The sequence below is a fragment of the Kitasatospora sp. NPDC101447 genome, assembly GCF_044767225.1.
Lineage (GTDB): Bacteria > Actinomycetota > Actinomycetes > Streptomycetales > Streptomycetaceae > Kitasatospora.
Window position 1 is genome coordinate 220,010 of the sequence record NZ_JBIWNL010000003.1, and the last position, 17,315, is coordinate 237,324.

The 17,315-nt window shown below is 74.2% G+C and carries 19 protein-coding genes; 10 read left to right on the forward strand and 9 right to left on the reverse strand.

Translation table 11 applies throughout. The annotated features are described in order from the left end of the window. The first annotated feature begins 39 nt into the window (after positions 1 to 39). Positions 40 to 801 (forward strand): TetR/AcrR family transcriptional regulator, encoded by a 762-nt coding sequence (locus tag ACIRST_RS05910; protein ID WP_402800393.1) that lies wholly within the window; start codon positions 40 to 42, stop codon positions 799 to 801. A gap of 16 nt (positions 802 to 817) precedes the next feature. Here the strand turns inward: ACIRST_RS05910 and ACIRST_RS05915 are convergent, their stop codons facing one another. The 4 genes from ACIRST_RS05915 to ACIRST_RS05930 form a co-directional block, all read right to left on the reverse strand. Continuing rightward, the gene (locus tag ACIRST_RS05915) at positions 818 to 2,200 is read right to left on the reverse strand and encodes a pyridoxal-phosphate dependent enzyme (protein WP_402800395.1); all 1,383 of its coding nucleotides are present in this window, start codon (positions 2,198 to 2,200) and stop codon (positions 818 to 820) included. 115 nt (positions 2,201 to 2,315) lie between these two features. Further along, positions 2,316 to 2,783 carry a protease inhibitor I42 family protein gene (locus ACIRST_RS05920; RefSeq protein WP_402800397.1) on the reverse strand — a complete coding sequence of 156 codons (468 nt, stop codon included), beginning with the start codon at positions 2,781 to 2,783 and terminating at the stop codon, positions 2,316 to 2,318. Positions 2,784 to 2,821: 38 nt separating this feature from the next. Further along, the gene (locus ACIRST_RS05925) at positions 2,822 to 3,358 is read right to left on the reverse strand and encodes a hypothetical protein (protein WP_402800399.1); all 537 of its coding nucleotides are present in this window, start codon (positions 3,356 to 3,358) and stop codon (positions 2,822 to 2,824) included. Further along, entirely contained in the window at positions 3,340 to 4,143 is an 804-nt protein-coding gene (locus tag ACIRST_RS05930; protein ID WP_402800402.1) for a hypothetical protein, read from the reverse strand. Before ACIRST_RS05930 ends, ACIRST_RS05925 begins: the two co-directional genes overlap by 19 nt. 374 nt (positions 4,144 to 4,517) lie before the next feature. Between ACIRST_RS05930 and ACIRST_RS05935 the strand changes: the two genes are divergently transcribed. Beyond that, positions 4,518 to 5,660, forward strand: coding sequence for a serine hydrolase domain-containing protein (locus tag ACIRST_RS05935; protein ID WP_402800404.1), 1,143 nt, complete (start codon positions 4,518 to 4,520; stop codon positions 5,658 to 5,660). Next, positions 5,657 to 6,214, forward strand: a complete 558-nt coding sequence (locus ACIRST_RS05940; protein ID WP_402800406.1) for a hypothetical protein — start codon at positions 5,657 to 5,659, stop codon at positions 6,212 to 6,214. The genes ACIRST_RS05935 and ACIRST_RS05940 overlap by 4 nt, the downstream gene beginning before the upstream one ends. A 183-nt stretch (positions 6,215 to 6,397) precedes the next feature. Here ACIRST_RS05940 and ACIRST_RS05945 read toward each other — a convergent pair whose 3' ends face one another. After that, on the reverse strand, positions 6,398 to 7,792 hold the full coding sequence (locus ACIRST_RS05945; RefSeq protein WP_402800408.1) for an alpha/beta fold hydrolase: 1,395 nt from the start codon (positions 7,790 to 7,792) through the stop codon (positions 6,398 to 6,400). Positions 7,793 to 8,049: 257 nt separating this feature from the next. Then, positions 8,050 to 8,859 (reverse strand): alpha/beta fold hydrolase, encoded by an 810-nt coding sequence (locus tag ACIRST_RS05950; RefSeq protein ID WP_402800411.1) that lies wholly within the window; start codon positions 8,857 to 8,859, stop codon positions 8,050 to 8,052. A 281-nt stretch (positions 8,860 to 9,140) separates the two neighbouring features. Here ACIRST_RS05950 and ACIRST_RS05955 point away from each other — a divergent pair, with 281 nt between their 5' ends. Then, positions 9,141 to 9,668, forward strand: a complete 528-nt coding sequence (locus ACIRST_RS05955; protein ID WP_350521192.1) for a GNAT family N-acetyltransferase — start codon at positions 9,141 to 9,143, stop codon at positions 9,666 to 9,668. 90 nt (positions 9,669 to 9,758) lie between these two features. Here ACIRST_RS05955 and ACIRST_RS05960 read toward each other — a convergent pair whose 3' ends face one another. Then, entirely contained in the window at positions 9,759 to 11,267 is a 1,509-nt protein-coding gene (locus ACIRST_RS05960) for a PQQ-binding-like beta-propeller repeat protein (RefSeq protein WP_402800413.1), read from the reverse strand. Between the two features lie 490 nt (positions 11,268 to 11,757). On the opposite strand from ACIRST_RS05960, the gene ACIRST_RS05965 reads away from it, so the two are divergent. Together ACIRST_RS05965 and ACIRST_RS05970 are read left to right on the forward strand one after the other, a co-directional pair. Continuing rightward, positions 11,758 to 12,087 carry an SH3 domain-containing protein gene (locus ACIRST_RS05965; protein WP_402800416.1) on the forward strand — a complete coding sequence of 110 codons (330 nt, stop codon included), beginning with the start codon at positions 11,758 to 11,760 and terminating at the stop codon, positions 12,085 to 12,087. A 32-nt stretch (positions 12,088 to 12,119) separates the two neighbouring features. Continuing rightward, positions 12,120 to 12,809, forward strand: a complete 690-nt coding sequence (locus tag ACIRST_RS05970; RefSeq protein WP_350521195.1) for an alpha/beta hydrolase — start codon at positions 12,120 to 12,122, stop codon at positions 12,807 to 12,809. An 18-nt stretch (positions 12,810 to 12,827) separates the two neighbouring features. Here ACIRST_RS05970 and ACIRST_RS05975 read toward each other — a convergent pair whose 3' ends face one another. Together ACIRST_RS05975 and ACIRST_RS05980 are read right to left on the reverse strand one after the other, a co-directional pair. Next, positions 12,828 to 13,043, reverse strand: coding sequence for a hypothetical protein (locus ACIRST_RS05975; RefSeq protein WP_350521196.1), 216 nt, complete (start codon positions 13,041 to 13,043; stop codon positions 12,828 to 12,830). Between the two features lie 673 nt (positions 13,044 to 13,716). Further along, positions 13,717 to 14,643, reverse strand: coding sequence for a LysR family transcriptional regulator (locus tag ACIRST_RS05980; RefSeq protein WP_350521197.1), 927 nt, complete (start codon positions 14,641 to 14,643; stop codon positions 13,717 to 13,719). 126 nt (positions 14,644 to 14,769) lie between these two features. On the opposite strand from ACIRST_RS05980, the gene ACIRST_RS05985 reads away from it, so the two are divergent. From ACIRST_RS05985 to ACIRST_RS06000, 4 genes are all read left to right on the forward strand, one after another. Beyond that, positions 14,770 to 15,495: an SDR family oxidoreductase gene (locus tag ACIRST_RS05985; protein ID WP_402800420.1), complete on the forward strand. Its 726-nt coding sequence runs from the start codon at positions 14,770 to 14,772 to the stop codon at positions 15,493 to 15,495. After that, the gene (locus tag ACIRST_RS05990) at positions 15,488 to 16,168 is read left to right on the forward strand and encodes an ester cyclase (protein WP_402800422.1); all 681 of its coding nucleotides are present in this window, start codon (positions 15,488 to 15,490) and stop codon (positions 16,166 to 16,168) included. Before ACIRST_RS05985 ends, ACIRST_RS05990 begins: the two co-directional genes overlap by 8 nt. 118 nt (positions 16,169 to 16,286) lie before the next feature. Beyond that, entirely contained in the window at positions 16,287 to 16,643 is a 357-nt protein-coding gene (locus ACIRST_RS05995) for a DUF6204 family protein (RefSeq protein WP_350521200.1), read from the forward strand. A gap of 77 nt (positions 16,644 to 16,720) precedes the next feature. Further along, positions 16,721 to 17,212, forward strand: coding sequence for a MarR family winged helix-turn-helix transcriptional regulator (locus ACIRST_RS06000; RefSeq protein WP_350521201.1), 492 nt, complete (start codon positions 16,721 to 16,723; stop codon positions 17,210 to 17,212). Positions 17,213 to 17,315 lie beyond the last annotated feature (103 nt).

A 17,315-nucleotide genomic window follows, 5' to 3' on the forward strand; every position in this document is an offset into this window, starting at 1 on the left:
CCGTACGTATCTAAGATGGGAGCGCGAGGTGATCTTCCAGTGCCGTCCAGCAAGCCCCCCACCGGCTCCGAGAGCCACTTGAGCCCCGACGCGCCACAGCAGCCGGGCAGGCCCACTCCCCCCGAGGCGCCCGAGCTGATCTGGCTGCGCCCCGAGCGCACCGGTCGCGGCCCGCGCCCGGCGCACAGCCGTGACTCGATCGCCGCCGCGGCCATCGGGATCGCCGACGCCGAGGGCCTGGACGCGGTCTCCATGCGCCGGGTCGCGGCGGCGCTCGGCGCGGGCACCATGTCGCTCTACAACTACGTGCCGAAGAAGGAGCACCTGCTCGACCTGATGCTCGACGCGGTCACCGGCGAGTACCGACTGCCACCCGCGCCGAGCGGCGACGTCCGGGCCGACCTCGCCGACCTCGCCCATCAGCAGCTCGGCATCTGCCGCCGCCACCCCTGGCTGCCCGCACTGCTGCTGGCCCGCCCCAGCCTGGGCCCCAACGCGCTGCGCTACACCGACCACTTCCTGGCCGTCACCGCCCCCACCGGCCTGGGCGGCGGGGCCCGGATGGAGGCGATGGCGCTGTTCAACGGGTTCATCACCCAGTTCGCCCAGTACGAACAGACGGCGGCCGCGGGCGCCAAGTGGCAGGCGGAGCTGGTCGGTTACCTCGGCCAGGCGGCAGCGAGCGGCGACTTCCCGCACCTGGCCCAGGCGTTCGCCACCGCCGGCCCACCGGCCGATCCGGACAAGGCCTTCGACCGCACCCTGGACCGGGTGATCTCCGCCATCCTGGCCCCCACATAGAACTCCTGACGGTCCGTCAGGTCGTAACCGCCCCGCCCGGCAGCAGCCCGGCCACCCGCCCGTCCACCAGCACCAGGACGGCCGGGTGCCCGCCCGCCAGTGCCGCCCGCGCCTCGGCCGCCGACTGCCCGACGCCCACGGTCGGCAGCGCCGGGCCGAGCAGCCCGCCCAGCGGATCGCCCGGCTTCGCGCCGCCGTCCGCGAGCGCCGCCACCAGCACCTCCCGCGACACCGAGCCCACCACCTCGGTCGCGCTCACCCCGTACGGGCGCGCCGCCCGCGCCAGCACCGCCGGGGCCACGCCGCCCGGCACGTCGCGCAGCGCCTCCACCGCCCCGCCGACCGTCGCGTCGGCGGGAACCGCCACCAGCGGGCCGGCCGCCGCCAGCGCCTCCCGCACCGCGGTCTCCCCCGGCTCCTCCAGGAAGCCCCACTCCCGCATCCACGCGTCGCTGTGCACCTTCGACAGGTACGAGCGGCCCGAGTCCGGCAGCAGCACGACCACCAGGTCGTCCGGGCCCAGCCGCCGCGCCACCCGCAGCGCCGCCGCCACCGCAGCACCCGAGGACGGGCCGGCCAGGATGCCCTCCTCCCGGGCGAGCCGGCGCGCCGTCAGCAGCGACTCGCGGTCCGGGATCCGCTCGAAGGAGTCGACCACCTCCGGGCGGTAGGCCTGCGGCAAGCGGTCCTCGACCGTCCCGGGGTGCAGGAAGTGCCCGATGCTCTCGACGTACCAGGGGCTGCCGTCCCCGCCCCCGTACGAGGAGGACTCCGGATCCGCGCCGACGACGGTCACCGTGCCACCGGACACCTGCTTCAGGTACCCGCCGGTGCCGGTGACGGTGCCGCCCGTGCCGACGCCCGCCACGAAGTGGGTCACCCGGCCGCCGGTCTGCTCCCAGACCTCGGGGCCGGTGGTCCGGACATGGGCATCGGGATTGGCCGGGTTGTCGTACTGGTTGGCGAGCCAGGCACCGGGGATCTCCTCGGCGAGCCGCTGCACCACGTTGAACAGGTGCCGCGGGTCCTCCCGCGGCAGGGCGGTCGGGGCGAGCACCACCTCCGCGCCGTACGCCCGCAGGATGTCCGACTTCTCGGCGGCCGACCTGTCCGACACCCCGGCGATCACCCGGTACCCGCGCTGCCGTCCGACGACGGCCAGGCCGATGCCGGTGTTGCCGGAGGTCGCCTCGACGACCGTCCCGCCCGGCTTCAGCAGCCCGTCCCGCTCGGCGGCGAGGATCATGGACAGCGCGGCGCGGTCCTTGACGCTGCCGCCGATGTTGAGGAACTCGGCCTTGGCGTACACCGGCGCGGCGAGGCCGGCACCGAGCCGGGCGAGCCGGAACAGCGGCGTCCCGCCGATCGCGTCGAGGACGGATTCGTGCACTGCGGTCATCCTGGGCTCCTTCGTCCGGTGCGGCTCGTGCCGTCCGGTGCAGCGTGTGCGGACGTTCCGACCGAGCCTGCCCACACCCGCGCTCCGCTAGCCGTCCCGAACCGGAGGAGGAGGCTCAGCGGACGTCGACGGTGAACTGCCGTTCGGCCCGGTCGGCGCCGTGGGCGAACTTCCCGCCCCCGTGGCCGGGGGCCCCGTCGTGCAGCGTGACGGTGGTCCGGCCCGGGCTCTGGGCGCGGAACGTGAAGTAGTAGTGGCCGCCCGAGCCGAGGGAACCGACGAAGACGTGGGCGGCCAGGTCCTCGATGCCGACATTGTCGACGTACTCGTCCCCGGACGCCCGCACGACCGCCGGGTCGGGACCGGGGTCGGACACCGCCCAGGCGTCGCGCGACCCCTGGTACCCGAACACCTCGATGGAGAAGAGTTCGCCGGGCCTGACGGTGAGCCGGTCCGAGGTCGCGCCGAACACCGTGCCGTGGTCGAGCCTGCCGGTGGTCATCCGGTGCACGACCACCGCTCCCACGGTGATCGCGACGGCCAGCACCGCGGTCAGGGCGAGGAGGATCCGGCGGCGCGTCACGCGGCCGCTCCGGGGCTGCGGGGTGGTCACTTCGGGCCTCACTTGGGCATTCGGACGCTCGACACGGCCGGGAACCGGTCGTCGGACGCGCCCTGCATGTGGTTGTCGACGAAGTCGCTCTCGCTGACCCAGACCGTGGCGCCCCACGGATTGTAGAGCTCCAGCAGGTCACCGCGGTGCGCGATGATCACCATCTGGTGGCTGCCGGACTGGTACCAGTGGCCGCTGTCCACCGAGATCGGCACGGGCTTGCCCTCGTCGACCTTCCGCTCGATCTCGGCCAGCGCGTTCTGGCGCTGGTCCCGGCTGTCGAGGTCGACGTTCTTGTAGCCGGCGCCGGTGTGCGCGCCGATCTCGTCGTCGGCGACGTCCTTGGACTCGTAGTCCAGCATGCCGTCGGTCCACTTGTGCCACCAACCGCGCTTGTCGTGGACGCGGTCCGTCTCCGACAGCCAACGCTCGTACGCGGCCTTGCCGTTGTCGAACTTCGGGTCGCCGGGGTGGCCGCCGGTGGTGAGCTGGAAGGCGAACAGCGGGTCGACCATCGCCCGGGCGGTCACCGTCGACGCGGGCACGCAGGTCCCGCGGTTGCCCTGGTCCCACCTGACGCCCTGGTAGCCCGTCGGTGCGAAGTCCGGGGAGGCCGCGTCGAGTTGCACCGGGGAGATCCGCTCGGCCAGCCAGGCGGGGTCGCGCCCAGGCCCTTGTTCGTGAACTTGCCCGCCAGCGCCTTGCCCGCCAGCGCGTTCAGCTCGCGGGCGGCCGCGCGGCCGGCGGTCTCGGCCTTCACCGCCGCGTCGAAGATCGACTTGATGCCGTCCTTCGCCTTCGCGTGCGCGGTGTGCATGGTGTCGTCGTCCCAGTGGACGAGGTCGGGCGCGCCGGCGACGGTGATCTCGTGCAGCAGGCTCAGTGCCTCGCCCAGCGGCGCGGCCCCCTGCCCGTGCAGGGTCTGCGCCTCGCTCAGCGCGGTGGCCAGCGCCGTGAGGTGCAGCCGCCCCTTGTCCAACGCGTCCCGGCAGCGCGTCAGGTCGTCGGCGGAGGCCTTGACCACCTCGGCCGCCTTCTCGCCGACCTGGCCGGTCCAGGCGTCGGGCAGATGCTGGGAGCCGACGCGTTCCACCTTCATCTGGACCTGGTCGATCTGCCCGACCGCCGCGGCGTAGGCGGCCGCGAGTTCGCCGAGCTTGCCCGCGTCCCCCTTCGGAGCGGGCAGCTGAAGGGCGTCATGGACGGCGTACTTGAGATCGCCGGCGCCCCACATGCCGTGCGACTCGTCGATCGTCTTCTTCAACCGCTCCACCTGCTGGCGCTGACTACCCGGCTTCTCCCCCAGCGGGTGCGCATCGTGGTCGGCCACCGTCACACCCCCCGGCGCTGCTGCGGCAACCCTGCAGCCCCGGGCTTCGCCGGATGGGCGCCGAAGCCCGTCCCGGCACGTTCGTCGCTCATGTTCCTCCCCCGGTGTCCGGTCCCGTCGGTCCCAGGACCGCCGGACAGCATAGTGCGGACCCGGAGCACCGCTGCACCGTCGCACCTCGACACCGCAGTACCGACCGCGGGAGGCCGGCAGAACCCGCTGTACCAACAGGTCCCCTCGGAGCAGGAGGGCATGTCGGACCGTCACATTTGCCCCACCCGCCCCAGCCCCGGTCAAATCATTCGTCGCGGCCGCGCCGACGCCGTACCGTGGACCGGTCGGTGATCTTGACCAGGGAAGGGCAGACACGCACCATGCAGCAGTACCAGGGGTGGGCGGACGAGCACTACGGCGCAGTCGCGGACGTCTTCGCCGCCAACTTCGAGGAGTTCCCCGAGCTGGGCGCCGCCGTCACGGTGTACGCCGGCGGCCGCAAGGTGGTCGAGCTGTGGGGCGGCACGGCCGACGAGCGCACCGGCCGCGCCTGGACGCAGGACACCGTGGTGCCGGTCTTCTCGTGCGCCAAGGGCGCGGTGAGCATCTGTGCGCACCTGCTCGCCCAGCAGGGCCGACTCGACCTGGACGCGCCGATCGCCCGCTACTGGCCCGAGTTCGCGCAGCACGGCAAGCAGTCCGTCACCACCCGGATGGTCCTCGGCCACCGGGCCGGCCTGCCGGCGCTGGACGCGGTGCTCCCCTTCGAGGAGGTCGCCGCCTGGGAGCCGGTGATCCGGGCGATCGAGGCCCAGGAGCCGCTCTGGGAGCCGGGCACGACCTACGAGTACCACGGCCATGTGTTCGGCTTCGCGGTCGGCGAGGTGATCCGCCGGATCACCGGTCTGACCCCCGGCGCGTTCCTGCGCAAGGAGCTCGCCGATCCGCTCGGCCTGCCGGTCTGGATCGGCCTTCCGGAGAGCGAACTCCCGCGCCTGGCACGGCTGGTGGAGGCCGAGGGCCGCCGCCCGATGCCCGGCCCGGAGCACCTGCTCACCAGGATCGTGACGATGAACGGCGCACTGGTCTTCCCCGGCCTGGACGTGCCGCACGGCTGGAACGACCCGGCCCTGCACGCGATCGAGCTGCCCGGCGCGGGTGCCGTCGCCTCCGCCACCGGGCTGGCCGGCCTGTACGCGGCAGCGGTCACCGGTCTGGACGGCGGCGAGCGGCTGCTCTCCCCCGACACGGTCACCGACGCGGTGCGCGAAGTCTCCTCCGGCGCGGGCTTCCTGGGCTTCGACATGGGCGCCCGCTGGGGCTCCGGCGTGCTGCTCGACTCCCCCGCGTTCCGTCCGCTGCTCGGTGGGCGCAGCTTCGGCAACGACGGCGCCGGGGGCCAGTTCGCCTTCGGTGACGACGAGTTCGGCGTCGGCTTCGCCTACGTCGCCAACCGGATGATCGGCCACGGCGACGCCCGGGCGAACCGGCTGATCGACGCGGTACGCGGGTGCCTGGGATGACGGACTTCCTCACCGTCCTCACCGGCCTGGTCTCCACCGGCGGCCTCGGCGACCTGCGCCACGGCGCCTCGCTGCCCGAACTCGCCGCCCGCTACGGCGATCCCTGGGACGGCGGCCGGATCCGCCGCGACAACCGCTGGCCGCACGGCTTCGGCTGGGGCGACGTGCAGACGGTGTTCTGCCGCTGCCGGCAGCTCCATTCGCTGTCCCTGCCGGTCTGGCACGGAGAGCTGGAACTCCCGCGGCCTGGCGGCGAGTCGGTGACGCTCGACACCCGCGTGACCGAGGCCGAGTTGACGGCCGCGCTCACCGCCGCCGGTTGCGTCTGGCAGACGGTGACGTACGAGAACCTCCCGCACCAGCGGAACCTGCTGTTCTCGCCGGCCGAGGAGGTCCGGGTGGAGCTGGTCCTGACCAACCGGGAGGCCTACGACCAGCCGCCGCTGGAGGAGTGGGTGCTGCACAAGGCGATGCTGTGGGGCTACGAGCACGTCGACTGCCCCGAACCGGACCGCACGCTGCCGGACGACGGCTGGGGCGCGACCGAACGCTGAACCGGGCGCGGGGGGGGGGGGGGGCACCCCCCCCCCCCCCCCCCCCCCCCCCCCCCCCCCCCCCCCCCGGTCCGCCCGCCCGGTCCGTGGAAGCCCGGTGGCGCCCCGTCCCCACCCCCGTGTGGCACGGACCGTCGCCGGGTCCTCGGCCCCGGTCTCCCCGGGCCCCGGTCTCCCGCTACCTCACCCCTGCTTCAGCAGGAAGTCGTAGACCGCCTGCCGCCCGACCGGGTTCGCCGCCCGGGTCTGCACCGAGTGCGCGGCCCCGGGCACGATCACGATCTGCGGGTCGTGGGCCGACGCGGCCTGCTGGTACAGCCACTCGTTCGGCGTGGAGAGGTCCCGGTCGCCGCCGAGCAGCAGCACCGGCACGTCGGGCAGCTTGCGGTGCGCCGACGGCGTCGGCGGCACCGGCTCGCGCGGCCAGTCCAGGCAGACCAGCAGGCTGCCGAGCCCGGTGGCGGTCGCGGCGTCGTACGGCCAGGTCTGCTCGGCGGTCAGCCGCTGCCGGGTCCGCTCCAGCGCCGCCGCACGCCCTGCGACCGGGGTGTCGGCGGTGCCCCACGGGAAGCGGCCGTCGGCGCACACGGTGGCGGCGTGCAGTCCCTGGCTGAGCAGGTTGGCGGGGGCGGCGTCGCCCTGGTGGACGGTGTCGATGAAGTTCTGGAGCTTCGCGGGCTGCCCGGCGGCGGCCTCGTGCAGCGCCTCCGCGACGCCGCCGTAGTTCGGGTCGGTGAACTCGTAGCTGGTGAGGGCGTCCAGGATCTGCGCCCCGTTGCCGTACTGCCGGACGACCGCGGCGAGGTCGGCGGCCGGGTCGGTGGTGCAGCCGGTGGCCCGGCAGGCGGCCGTCAGGACACGGGCGCTGGCGGGCAGCGCGGCCAGGTCGAGCGGGTCGTAACCCTGTTGCGGCACCACCGAGTCGAGCACCAGGCGGGCCACGTGCGTCGGGTGGGCGAGCGCGTACCGCTCGGCGACGAAGGTGCCGTAGGAGACGCCGTCGAGGGTGAGGCGCCGGTCGCCGAGGGCCTGGCGCAGCAGGTCGATGTCGGCGACGGTGTCCGCGCTGCCGTAGAAGCGGGCGTTCGGGCCGAGGGCGGCGGCGCAGTCGGCGATCGACTGTTCGCGCGGCGCGGCGAGGTCGGAGGAGCCCATGTCCTCCTGCAGGCCGGGGCACTGGAGTGCGCCGCCCCCGGTGCCGCGCTGGTCGTACATGACCAGGCGGTAGTCCTTGAGGACGGGTTCCAGCTTGCTCGCGATCCGCTTCATCAGCGGCACACCGGGCTGGCCGGGGCCGCCGGTGAGGAACAGCAGGTCGCCCTTGGGGGCGTCGGTGTTGCCGGCGACCGCCACGGCGAGGTCGAGGCTGCCGGGCGTGGCACCGCTGTGGTCGAGCGGGACGGTGAGGGTCCCGCAGGTGAACTCGGGCGCGTCCGGACAGGGCGCCTGTCTGGAGATCCCGCCCCCGACTCCGGCCGGTTCGGCGGCCGCCGCGAGGGCGGGAGTGGCCAGGGTGGTGCCGGCGACCACCGCGACGGCTCCCAGCAGGGCGGCGACGCGGCCACGCGTGCTCGTCATGTTCGTCCTTCCGGTCGGCCGCGTCCGTGTGGACGCGGTCACCGAAGTAGCGTGCGCCCCACGGGAGTTCACTGGCGAGCGTCGGCTCCGCGATTCGCCCGGGGGCGAATCGTCATCACCCGGAAGGCGGACGAACCCACCCCGATCGGCCGCACCCGCCGGGCCTGTGGCGCCGGCAGGAGCACCGTCGAGGGCCCGGGGAGCACGGCCGCCGGACCCGAGGAGCGCTCAGCTCCCGGGCCCGGCGGCGGTCCGCCTCACACCAGCACGCGCGGGAGGACCACCCGCACCCACTCCTCTGGCTGCGACAGGTGCGGGGCGTGGCCGGCGCCGTTGTACAGGTGCCGCTCCGCCTTCGGCAGGGCGAGGTCGACCAGGTCCAGCACCTCGCCGAACATCGGCGCGCTGTCGTCGCTCTGGGTGAGCAGCGCCGGTTCGGTGTACCGGGCCAGGCCGGTGAGGTCGAGGTCGAGCGCGTCCGGGTCGCGCAGCTCGTCCAGGTAGGTGGGCGCGTTGCGGATGTAGGTGTGCCGGATCGGCGCGGGCAACTGCTCCCACGCGCCCGGCCCGAAGGCGAGGCTGTCCACGTACAGTTCGGCGGCCGCGGCGGACTCGGCCTGCTCCAGCAGTTCCCGGACGGCGGCGATCCGGTCGGCGAAGGCGGTGCCGATCGGGCGGAGGTCCGGGTCGGCGAGCAGGATGCCGGTGCCCGGCGGCTCGTGGACGCCGATCCCGCGGAGCAGGTCGGGACGGGCCGAGGCGAGCCGGAGGGTGACCAGTGCGCCGTAGGAGTCGCCGTAGACGAAGGCCGGGGCGAGGCCGAGCCCATGGATCAGCCCGGCCAGATCGGCCGCGTCCTCGTGGACCGAACCCTGGGTGAGCGGGTCCTCGCTGCGGCTGTGCCCCCGGCGGTCGTAGGCGACGACGGTGGCGGACTCCGCCAGGCCCGGCATCACCCGCGCCCAGGAGTCCCCGTCGCTCCACGAGCCGTGCACCAGGACGACGCCGGGGCCCTCACCTTGGGCTTCGTAGTGCAGCGCCACCCCGTTCACGCTGGTCTCGGCCATCACGAGCCTCCCGATCTCCGCGGTGCTCCCACACCAGCCTGACACAACCGCCTGGAAGGCTCAGATCCGCCGGTCGCGGCAGCGCTCCCCGGCGCCCGACGGCCCGGGAGGCCCGCGCCGGACGGCCCGGGAGGCCCACCCCGGAGCGGTCCGCGGCCCCGAGCCGGGGTGGCCCGCGGCCCCGAGCCGGGGTGGCCCGCGGCCCGGAACCGGGGTGGCCCGCGATGAAGATCATCCTCACGCGTGATCCGCCCGCCCCGCACCCGTGCCAGGCTCGGCTCATGCACTACGTCGTACGCCGGATGGCCACCGAGGAATGGCGGGAACTCCGCGAGATCACCCTGGAGGCACTGCGGGACTCCCCCGACGCCTTCAGCCTCTCCTACGCCGACACCGCCGCCCGCCCCGACGGCTACTGGCAGCAGCACGCCGCCGCCGAGGCCACCGCCCGGGAACGCGCCACGTTCACCGTCCGTGACGAGGACGGGAACTGGGTCGGGATGGCCGCGGTCGAGCCCATCCCGCACGTGCCCGACACCGCGCACGTCCACGCCGTCTACGTCGCTCCCGGGCACCGCGGTGCGGGCGGCCCCGCCGCCGACCTCGTGCACGCGACCGTCCGGCACGCGCAGGAGCACGTCGACGTCCGGTGGCTGACCCTCGGCGTGAACGAGGGCAACGGCCGCGCGCTGGCCTTCTACCGACGGCTCGGCTTCGAGGACACCGGCAAGGTGATCCCCTACGTCCGGAACCCGGCCGAGAAGGTCCTCATCCTGGGCTACCCGGACTTCCGGAACGACTCCCGCTGACCGCGGGCCGGCCGCGCCGCGGGCGGCACCGCCGACCATGCCGTCGGCGGCGTGCCCGGTGAGGGGCCGCCGCCGACGCCCGATCACCCCTCACTTCATCCCGCGCACCGGCGGCTCGTCCCGCGTCCCGTCCTCCGCGACCACGGTGAACTGCTTGGGCCCCGACACCGAGAGGTCCACCGGGTACAGCGACGACGTGCCGTTCACATCCAGCTCGGCGTTCCGCCGTCCGGTCGCGGCGTCCACCCGGGTGATCCGGTTGCGCGTCATCGCCCACACCGACGTCCCGTCCACGACCAGGCCCGAGACCTGGTCGTCCAACCCCGCCGTCCACCGCTGCCCGCCGTCCGCGAGCGAGTACGCCACCAGCCGGCCGGTCGCGCTGCGGACCGGGTTCCTGCCACTGCCGATGGTGACGTCGCCGGGCCGCTCCCCCGGCACGACGAACAGGTCCCCGACGACCACCCCGCCGAACAGCGGCCGGGCGTCGAACTCGTCGAAGGCGTGCAGGCCGCCCAGCATCACGTCCAGGTCGTACTCGCTCCCCGACACCGGGATCGACGCCCGCGGCCGCCCCGACCGGTCGAAGCTGAGCACCGCGTGCGTCCCGCGCTCCCCCTGGGCGTCGACCCACACCGCGAGCGGATCGACCGACACCACCGCGAGGTTCTTCAGCCCGCCCACCACGGGCAGCGCGATGCGCGCCTGCTCCCGCCCGTCCTCGGCGGCCAGCGACCGCAGCACGGGCGCCGCCGCGCCGCACTGCGCGACCGTCACCACGTCCGCCGCCCCGCCGGCAACGTGCAGCGGGGCGCAGCCGGCGTCGGTCGTCCCGCGCCACACCGCCGCACCGTCCGCGAGCCGGACGGCCCGCCAGCCGTCCTTCTCCTGCAGGACGGCCTGCCCGCCGGCGACGGTGACCACGTCCGGCGTCGCCGCGTCCCCGTCCCGTGCCGGCGCGTCGACGGCGGTGGTCCAGCCCTCCCTGCCGTCGGAGAGGTCGAGCGCGGTCACCGCGGTGCACGGCTTGTCGTGCGGCGAGTGGCCGATCAGCCCGACGGAGCCCTGCCCGGCGGTGCCGGCCCCGACGCCACGGCTCATCGCGCACACCGAGTCCTCCCCCGGCAGCGTCCAGTGCCACACGACGGCCCCGGTGGCACTGCGGTAGGCGACCACCTGGTCGGGGCGGACCCGCACCACCAGGTCCCCGGCCGTCCAGCTGCCCAGCGCGCGGGTCGTGGACGGCCGGTCCAGCGGGGCCTTCCAGGCGTCGTCCACGCCTTCACCGGCGAAGGCGAAGAAGATCCCGAGCCCCAGCAGCATCCCGACGGCGATCGCCGGGAAGCCGCGCCGGGGGTGGATCAGCGCCCAGACCAGGCCCCCGCCGCACGGCATCAGCCCGAGGATGCTGATGATGCCCAGGTATCCGAGGCTGTCGCCGCCGAACCCGTTCGCCGGCCCGAGCAGTGCGGCCAGCCCGATGGTCGCGAACAGGCCGCCCAGCACCCCGCCGGCGACCACCATCCAGATCTCCTTGTCCCAGGCGAACCTGGCACCCCACCCCGCCCGGACAACGCTGTCCTCGGGCCCAACGGCCATGCCGTTCTCTCCCCTGCGACGCGCCGCCCACCGCATCAGGACGACGATCATCGGATCGTCGCAGAGCCCCCGGTCATCCAAAACAAAGAGCAGGGAAAACCCCGGCCATCACCTGCACATGCGAGGCGCCGAATGGGGTGATCGTTACGAACTCCCTCCTCGCCACCAGCGGAGCAGGAAGTCGGCCCGCCCGACGTCCTGCGGCCCGACCCTCCGCCCCCTGCTCGGAGCAGCACGCGGACCTGCCCGCGGGCCCGCAGCACGTCGCCCAGGCCGGGACGACCTGGTCGAAGCGCTCCCCCGGTCGACAACGGAGCAAGATTCTCCCCGTGGTCGGAGGGCGGCTGCTCCCCGACTCCGCCCACTCGAACGGGTGAGCCTCGACGCCCGACAGTGCGCACACGCAGGGTCGGCTCGTTCTGCTGTACATGACTCCCCCGCCCGTCACGCCGTCACCGCCGTCCGCGCGCACCGCGCCGCCGAGGCCCCCGTGGCCGTGACCGCCCGGGCGACGGCAGCGGTCCTCTCCCTCGCGATCCTGCTCGTGCCGGCCGCGGTCACACCGGGCGACGAACGGCCTCCCGCGGTCGGGGCAGGCTGGTGGGAGGTCTCGGCCGACGCCGCCAACGTCCGGCTCGACCACTCCGGCGGAGACACCGTCGTCGGGCTGGCCTGCTCCGGTGACGTCGTCGAGGTGACGGACAGCTGGACCTCACCGCTCGGGGCCCGCTGGGCCAGGGTCATGGTGGCGCGCAGCGGGGTCACCGGCTGGATCCTGGAGTCCCTGCTCACGCACCGGGCCCCACCCCCGGAACCGTAGAATCCGCGTGTACACCCCAGGGAGGATTCCGCGTGTTCCTAGCGCACCGTGAGCGCACCCCAGAACTCACCCCGTGGCAGGAGGAAGGGCCGGTCAACGGCGTCGCCCTGCTGCTGCCCGGCGGGTTCATCCGAAGCCGCCGCGGACCAGTGAAGGTCGCCGAACTCGGCCTGCGGGAGCTCGCCACCGAGCTCACCGAGCGCGGCCGCCCGCACGGCCTCGCCGTCCACGTTCTGCGCTACCGCTACGGCGGCTGGAACGGCGACGACGCCGACACCGCCGTCGACACCCGGTGGGCACTCGACGAGCTCGCCCGACGGTACGACGGCGCGCCGGTGGTCCTGATCGGCAACTCCCTCGGCGGCCGCGCCGCCTTCTGGTGCGCCGGACACCCCTCCGTCGTCGGCGTCGCCGGGATCGCCCCCTGGCTGCCCAGCGGCGACGCCGTCGACCAGCTGGCCGGCCGACGGGTGCTGATCGTCCACGGCACCGGCGACAACAGCGCGGCCAACGCCACCCAGTCGCTGGAGTACGCGCTGCGCGCCCGCCGGGTCGTCCCTGACCTCGCCCGCTACGAGATCCCCGGCGGCAACCACTACCTCCTCCGCGAGACCCGCGACATCAGCGCACTCACCACCGCCTTCACCCTCGCCACCCTCGATGCCGAGCCCGCGGCCCTCGCCACCGGAGCCGTCTGCACCCGGCTCCCGGCCCGGACGTAGCGAACCCCGTCGCCCCGTTCACCGCGGCACCCGGTACTCACCGATCCGGACGCGGACGAGGAGGCCGGCCGCACAGAGCGCCTGCAGGTCCCGGCGGACGAACTTGGGCTCCGGCCGGGGCCGGTAGAGCTCCCAGGCCCGCTGCCGGGTCCAGGTGCCGCCGGCGCGGTGGATCGCGGCGAGGAGAGTGCGGCGCCGCTCGGCGGGCGGCGCGGTGGGCTCGATGTCGGTCATGCGGCCATGGTTCCGCAGCAGCAGTCCTGGCGGGAGTGCCGTTCGGCAGGATCGGCCCGGCCACTTCCCCCAGGATTCCTGCCGATCGGCACATGCGCGATCGGGACCGGAGCAACCACTCTTGGAGTCACCGAACGGCAGCCACCCGGGCCGCCGCAGAAGGAGGCTCTGCCATGCATCCGCCCGAGGCCTACCTGGCACATCGTCACATCTGCTCAAGTCGAACCGAGTTCACCGCCCATCCGACAGCCCGAGCCCGCGAACGACCCGCACCTCTCCCCGATGCAACACCGCTGCCCACCACGGGACGGGCCGCCGCCCTCACCCCACCCCGACCACCGCCGGGCCGGGCGGGTGTGAGTGCCGGCAGTGAGACCACCTCGCCCAGACGACACCGCCACCCACCCGCACCGCCCAGCCGAGCCGACCCGCGAGACACCCACCCCGACGGCCACCCTCCACATCCCACCCCAACCACCGCCCAGGCCAGACGGGCCCACCTGGGCACCCACCCCAACACCCCCACCCCGCCTCAACCACCGCTAGGCCCGGCCGATTGACGCGGGCCTGGGCGGCCAGGAGGTCTGTAGCCACGGCGAGCCGACCGATCCCGGCCGGGGCCGTGAAGCCACCTCCCCCCACCCACCCCAACACCCCCTCAGCCCACCTCACATCACGCCTCCACCACACCCCCCAACCCGGCCACCGACAGGCCAGGCGGATTGACCCGGGCCTGGGCGGCGAGGAGGTCGGCGAAGGCCACGGTGAGCGGGTCGGGGCGGGTGCGGGTGTAGGCGGTGAGGGTGCGGCGGATCGGTGGGTCCGGGCGGAGCACGGCGCCGTCGAAGTGCGGCGGGACGATGTTGGCGGGCACCAGGGCGGGCCCGAGTCCGGCGGCGGCCAACAGCGGTGCGGCGGAGGTCTGTTCGGCGCGGACGGCCGCTCGGGGGTGGAAGCCGGCCTGGGCGGCGACGCGGTCGAGCAGGTCGGCGAGGCCGTTGTCGGGGGCGTAGTGGACCCAGGCGCGGTCGGCGAGTTCGGCCGGCGCGATCGTGCCGCCGGGGCGGTCGGCCAGCGGGTCGTCGGCGGGCAGGACGACCACGAACTCCTCGACGCCGAGTTCGCGGATCGGGCCTTCCCAGTCGGCCGGGGCGGGGCCGACGGCGACGTCGGCGCAGCCGGCGGCCATGGCGGCCTGGAGCCGGTCGGCGTGCGGGTACTCACGCAGCCGGATCTGCACGCCGGGGTGGAGTCGGCGCCAGGCGCGCAGGACGGGCGGCAGGATGCCGAGGCTGACCGAGTAGACGGCCGCGACCTCCAGCTCGCCCTGCTCCAGTCCGGCGGTGCGCCGGGCCACCGTGCGGAGGCGTTCGGCTTCGGCGAGCGCGGCGCGGGCGTGCGGCAGCACCGCCCGCCCCATCGGGGTGAGCCGTACCGAGCGGGGCAGGCGTTCGAGCAGCGGGCCGCCGACGGCGTTCTCCAGGGCCCGCATCTGGTGGGAGAGCGCGGGCTGGGTGACGTGCAGCTGTTCGGCCGCACGGGTGAAGGATCCGGTGTCGACCACCGCGACCAGGTATTCGAGCTGCCGGAGCGTTGCCATGAACAGATGTTATCGACTGCATCGAAAACAAGCCTTGGACTCATCACACCAGGTCGGGGGAGGGTCGTGGTGCGGCCGCCGCAAGCGGACGGTCGGCCGCTTCCCCGATGACGAAGGAGTTCTCCCGTGTCCGATGACGGTTCCCTGAAGGGTCGACGTCTCGTGGTGGTGGGTGCGGGTTCGCGCACCGGGCGGGCGCTCGCCAAGGCCGCGTCGGCGGCCGGTGCCGACCTCGTGTTGGCGGGTCCGGATCCGCGCAAGCTGGAGTGGACGGCCGGAGAGCTGTCCGGGCCGTCGGAGGTGTTCTCACTCGACCTCGCGGACGAGCGGTCGATCGCCGAACTCGCTTCCCGCCTGGGCTCGTTCGACCACCTGGTGTCCACCGCCGCGATGCCGGCCAACGGGCCGCTGCGGGAGCTCGACGCAGCCGATGTGCAGCGGGCGTTCGCAGCCAAGGTGATCGGGCCGCTGCTGCTGGCGAAGCACCTGGTGGGGCAGGTCGCCGAGGGCGGCTCGTTCACGTTCTTCTCCGGTGTCGCCGCCTGGCGTCCGGCCCCCGAGCGCACGGTGATGGCCACCACCAACGGCGCGCTCGCCTTCCTGGTGCAGGCGCTGGCGGTGGAGATCGCACCGGTGCGGGTCAACGCGGTCTCCCCCGGCATCGTCGACACCGGTTCCTGGGACGGCCTCGGTGCCGACAAGGAGGCGTTCCTGCGCGGCGTGGCCGGGCGCAATCCGGCGCGACGCGTGGGCAGTCCCGACGACCTGATCAAGGCGGTGCTGTACGCGATCGACAACCCGTACGTCACCGGCACGGTGCTGCACGTCGACGGGGGCGGTCGCCTTGTCTGACCTCCGACGCTCGGACGCGGCCCGCCGACGCCCGCGACCGCGGACCGGCACCGCCGCCCGCGCCGCCGCCGTCGCCTTCGCCCTGGCCGCCCTGGCGGGCGGTACCGCCGCGGCCACGCCCGTCCACGGGGCCGGCCGCCCCACCGCTGACGCCATCGCCGACCGCCACGAGTCCTCGCGCTCCTGGCCGCAGCGCCTGGTCGACCGCTCGCCCGACCTGGTCCAGCCGAAGGCGCTCACCGTGGACCGTTCGATCGGCTCCCGGCGCGCGGCCCAAGAGGTGCGCCTGGCCCAGCAGTTGTACACGTTCTGGAACACCGGGCAGCAGCGGTACCTGGACGCGGCGATCAGTCCGCAGTTCAGGGACAACACGCTGCCGCCCGGCCGCCCGCAGGGCCCGACCGGCCCGGCGCTCGCCTCGCGCACCTTCCGCGCCGCCGTGCCTGACCTGACCTGCGAGCTGTCCGACATCCTGGTCACCGGGGACAAGATCACCGCCAGGCTGGTCTTCCGCGGCCACTTCACCGGCACCTTCAACGGCGTCCGCGGTGAGGGCCGGTCCGTCGAGTTCAACGCGATCGACATCCAGCACGTCGGCACCGACCGGATCGTCGAGGACTGGCACATCGAGGACAACACGACGCTGCTGGCCCAACTGGGCGTCAGCAGCTGACCGCCTCCCCACCCGGACCCACGAACCACGGCCACGAACCGCCGACCGCCGACCGCCGACCGCCGACGCGACGAAATCGCGTTGGCGGTCGGCAGCCCCTCCTGCCTATGGTCGGGGGATGACTACCCGAACCTTCCGCATCATGGTGCGCGGCGTCTTCGACGGCCTCACCGACGGGCAGCGCGCCGAACTCCTGGCCGCCGCGCCCGAGCACGACGTGCTGCACGCGGCCTTCACCCGCGAGGGCCACCTCAGCTACGACCTCTCCGCGCGGTCCGCCTTCACCTTCCGCTTCCTCGACGAGGGCGAGGCCGAGGAGGACATCCTGGCGGCCACCGAGCGGGCCGAGCAGGCGGCGGAGAGCTGGCTGACCGCCCGGGGCTACGGCTTCAAGAACCTCCGTTCCCAGGCCGAGGACCTCTCGCAGGCACCGCTCGGCAAGCGTCAGCGCCGCGCCGCCAACGCCGCCGGCTGACCGACCCCCTCCCCCCCCCCGGCCATCTCCTTGACGGCTCTCCGTAGGGATATACTTGAGCAGTCAAGGAGGTGGCAATGACAGAGCCCGAGACGACGGAACCGACCGACACGCCCCCGAGCCCCGACCCGCTGGACACCGCCCTGCGGCTGGTCCGCGCCCAGGCGGCCGTGGTCAAGCGGTTCGACGCGAGCCTGAGCGGCCTGCACGGCGTGAGCCTGTCCGACTTCACCATGCTGCTCCACCTCGCCCAGGCCCCCGGCGGCAGGATGCGCCGGGTCGACCTCGCCGAGGCCCTCGGCCTCACCGCCTCCGGCGTGACCCGCGGCCTGGCACCGCTGGAGCGGATCGGCCTGGTCACCCGCGAGGCCGCGGCCCGCGACGCCCGGGTCGCCTACGCCGCCCTCACCCCGACCGGTCGCGAGCGGCTCGCCGAGATGCTGCACACCGCACGCCAGGTCGCCGCCGACCACTTCGCGGCCGGGCAGTGGAGCCCCGAGGACCTCGGCCGGCTGTCCGCGCTGCTCACCCGACTCGGAGGCACCGCCCCCGGCACGCCCCTCGGCTGAGCAGCGCCACCGGAGACCCGCGGGGGCCACCGCCGCACCCCGGTCCTGGGCTGAGCCCGGTCCACCTGACCACCCGCACCCGCACCCGCACCCGCACCCGCAC

What these genes read in the sequence shown, in the direction of transcription:
- ACIRST_RS05915 (WP_402800395.1), bottom strand. Translation starts at nt 2,200, where the DNA reads ATGACCGCAGTGCACGAATCCGTCCTCGACGCGATCGGCGGGACGCCG.
- ACIRST_RS05935 (WP_402800404.1), top strand. Translation starts at nt 4,518, where the DNA reads ATGCAGCAGTACCAGGGGTGGGCGGACGAGCACTACGGCGCAGTCGCG.
- ACIRST_RS05940 (WP_402800406.1), top strand. Translation starts at nt 5,657, where the DNA reads ATGACGGACTTCCTCACCGTCCTCACCGGCCTGGTCTCCACCGGCGGC.
- ACIRST_RS05945 (WP_402800408.1), bottom strand. Translation starts at nt 7,792, where the DNA reads ATGACGAGCACGCGTGGCCGCGTCGCCGCCCTGCTGGGAGCCGTCGCG.
- ACIRST_RS05950 (WP_402800411.1), bottom strand. Translation starts at nt 8,859, where the DNA reads ATGGCCGAGACCAGCGTGAACGGGGTGGCGCTGCACTACGAAGCCCAA.
- ACIRST_RS05955 (WP_350521192.1), top strand. Translation starts at nt 9,141, where the DNA reads ATGCACTACGTCGTACGCCGGATGGCCACCGAGGAATGGCGGGAACTC.
- ACIRST_RS05960 (WP_402800413.1), bottom strand. Translation starts at nt 11,267, where the DNA reads ATGGCCGTTGGGCCCGAGGACAGCGTTGTCCGGGCGGGGTGGGGTGCC.
- ACIRST_RS05975 (WP_350521196.1), bottom strand. Translation starts at nt 13,043, where the DNA reads ATGACCGACATCGAGCCCACCGCGCCGCCCGCCGAGCGGCGCCGCACT.
- ACIRST_RS05980 (WP_350521197.1), bottom strand. Translation starts at nt 14,643, where the DNA reads ATGGCAACGCTCCGGCAGCTCGAATACCTGGTCGCGGTGGTCGACACC.
- ACIRST_RS05995 (WP_350521200.1), top strand. Translation starts at nt 16,287, where the DNA reads ATGACTACCCGAACCTTCCGCATCATGGTGCGCGGCGTCTTCGACGGC.
- ACIRST_RS06000 (WP_350521201.1), top strand. Translation starts at nt 16,721, where the DNA reads ATGACAGAGCCCGAGACGACGGAACCGACCGACACGCCCCCGAGCCCC.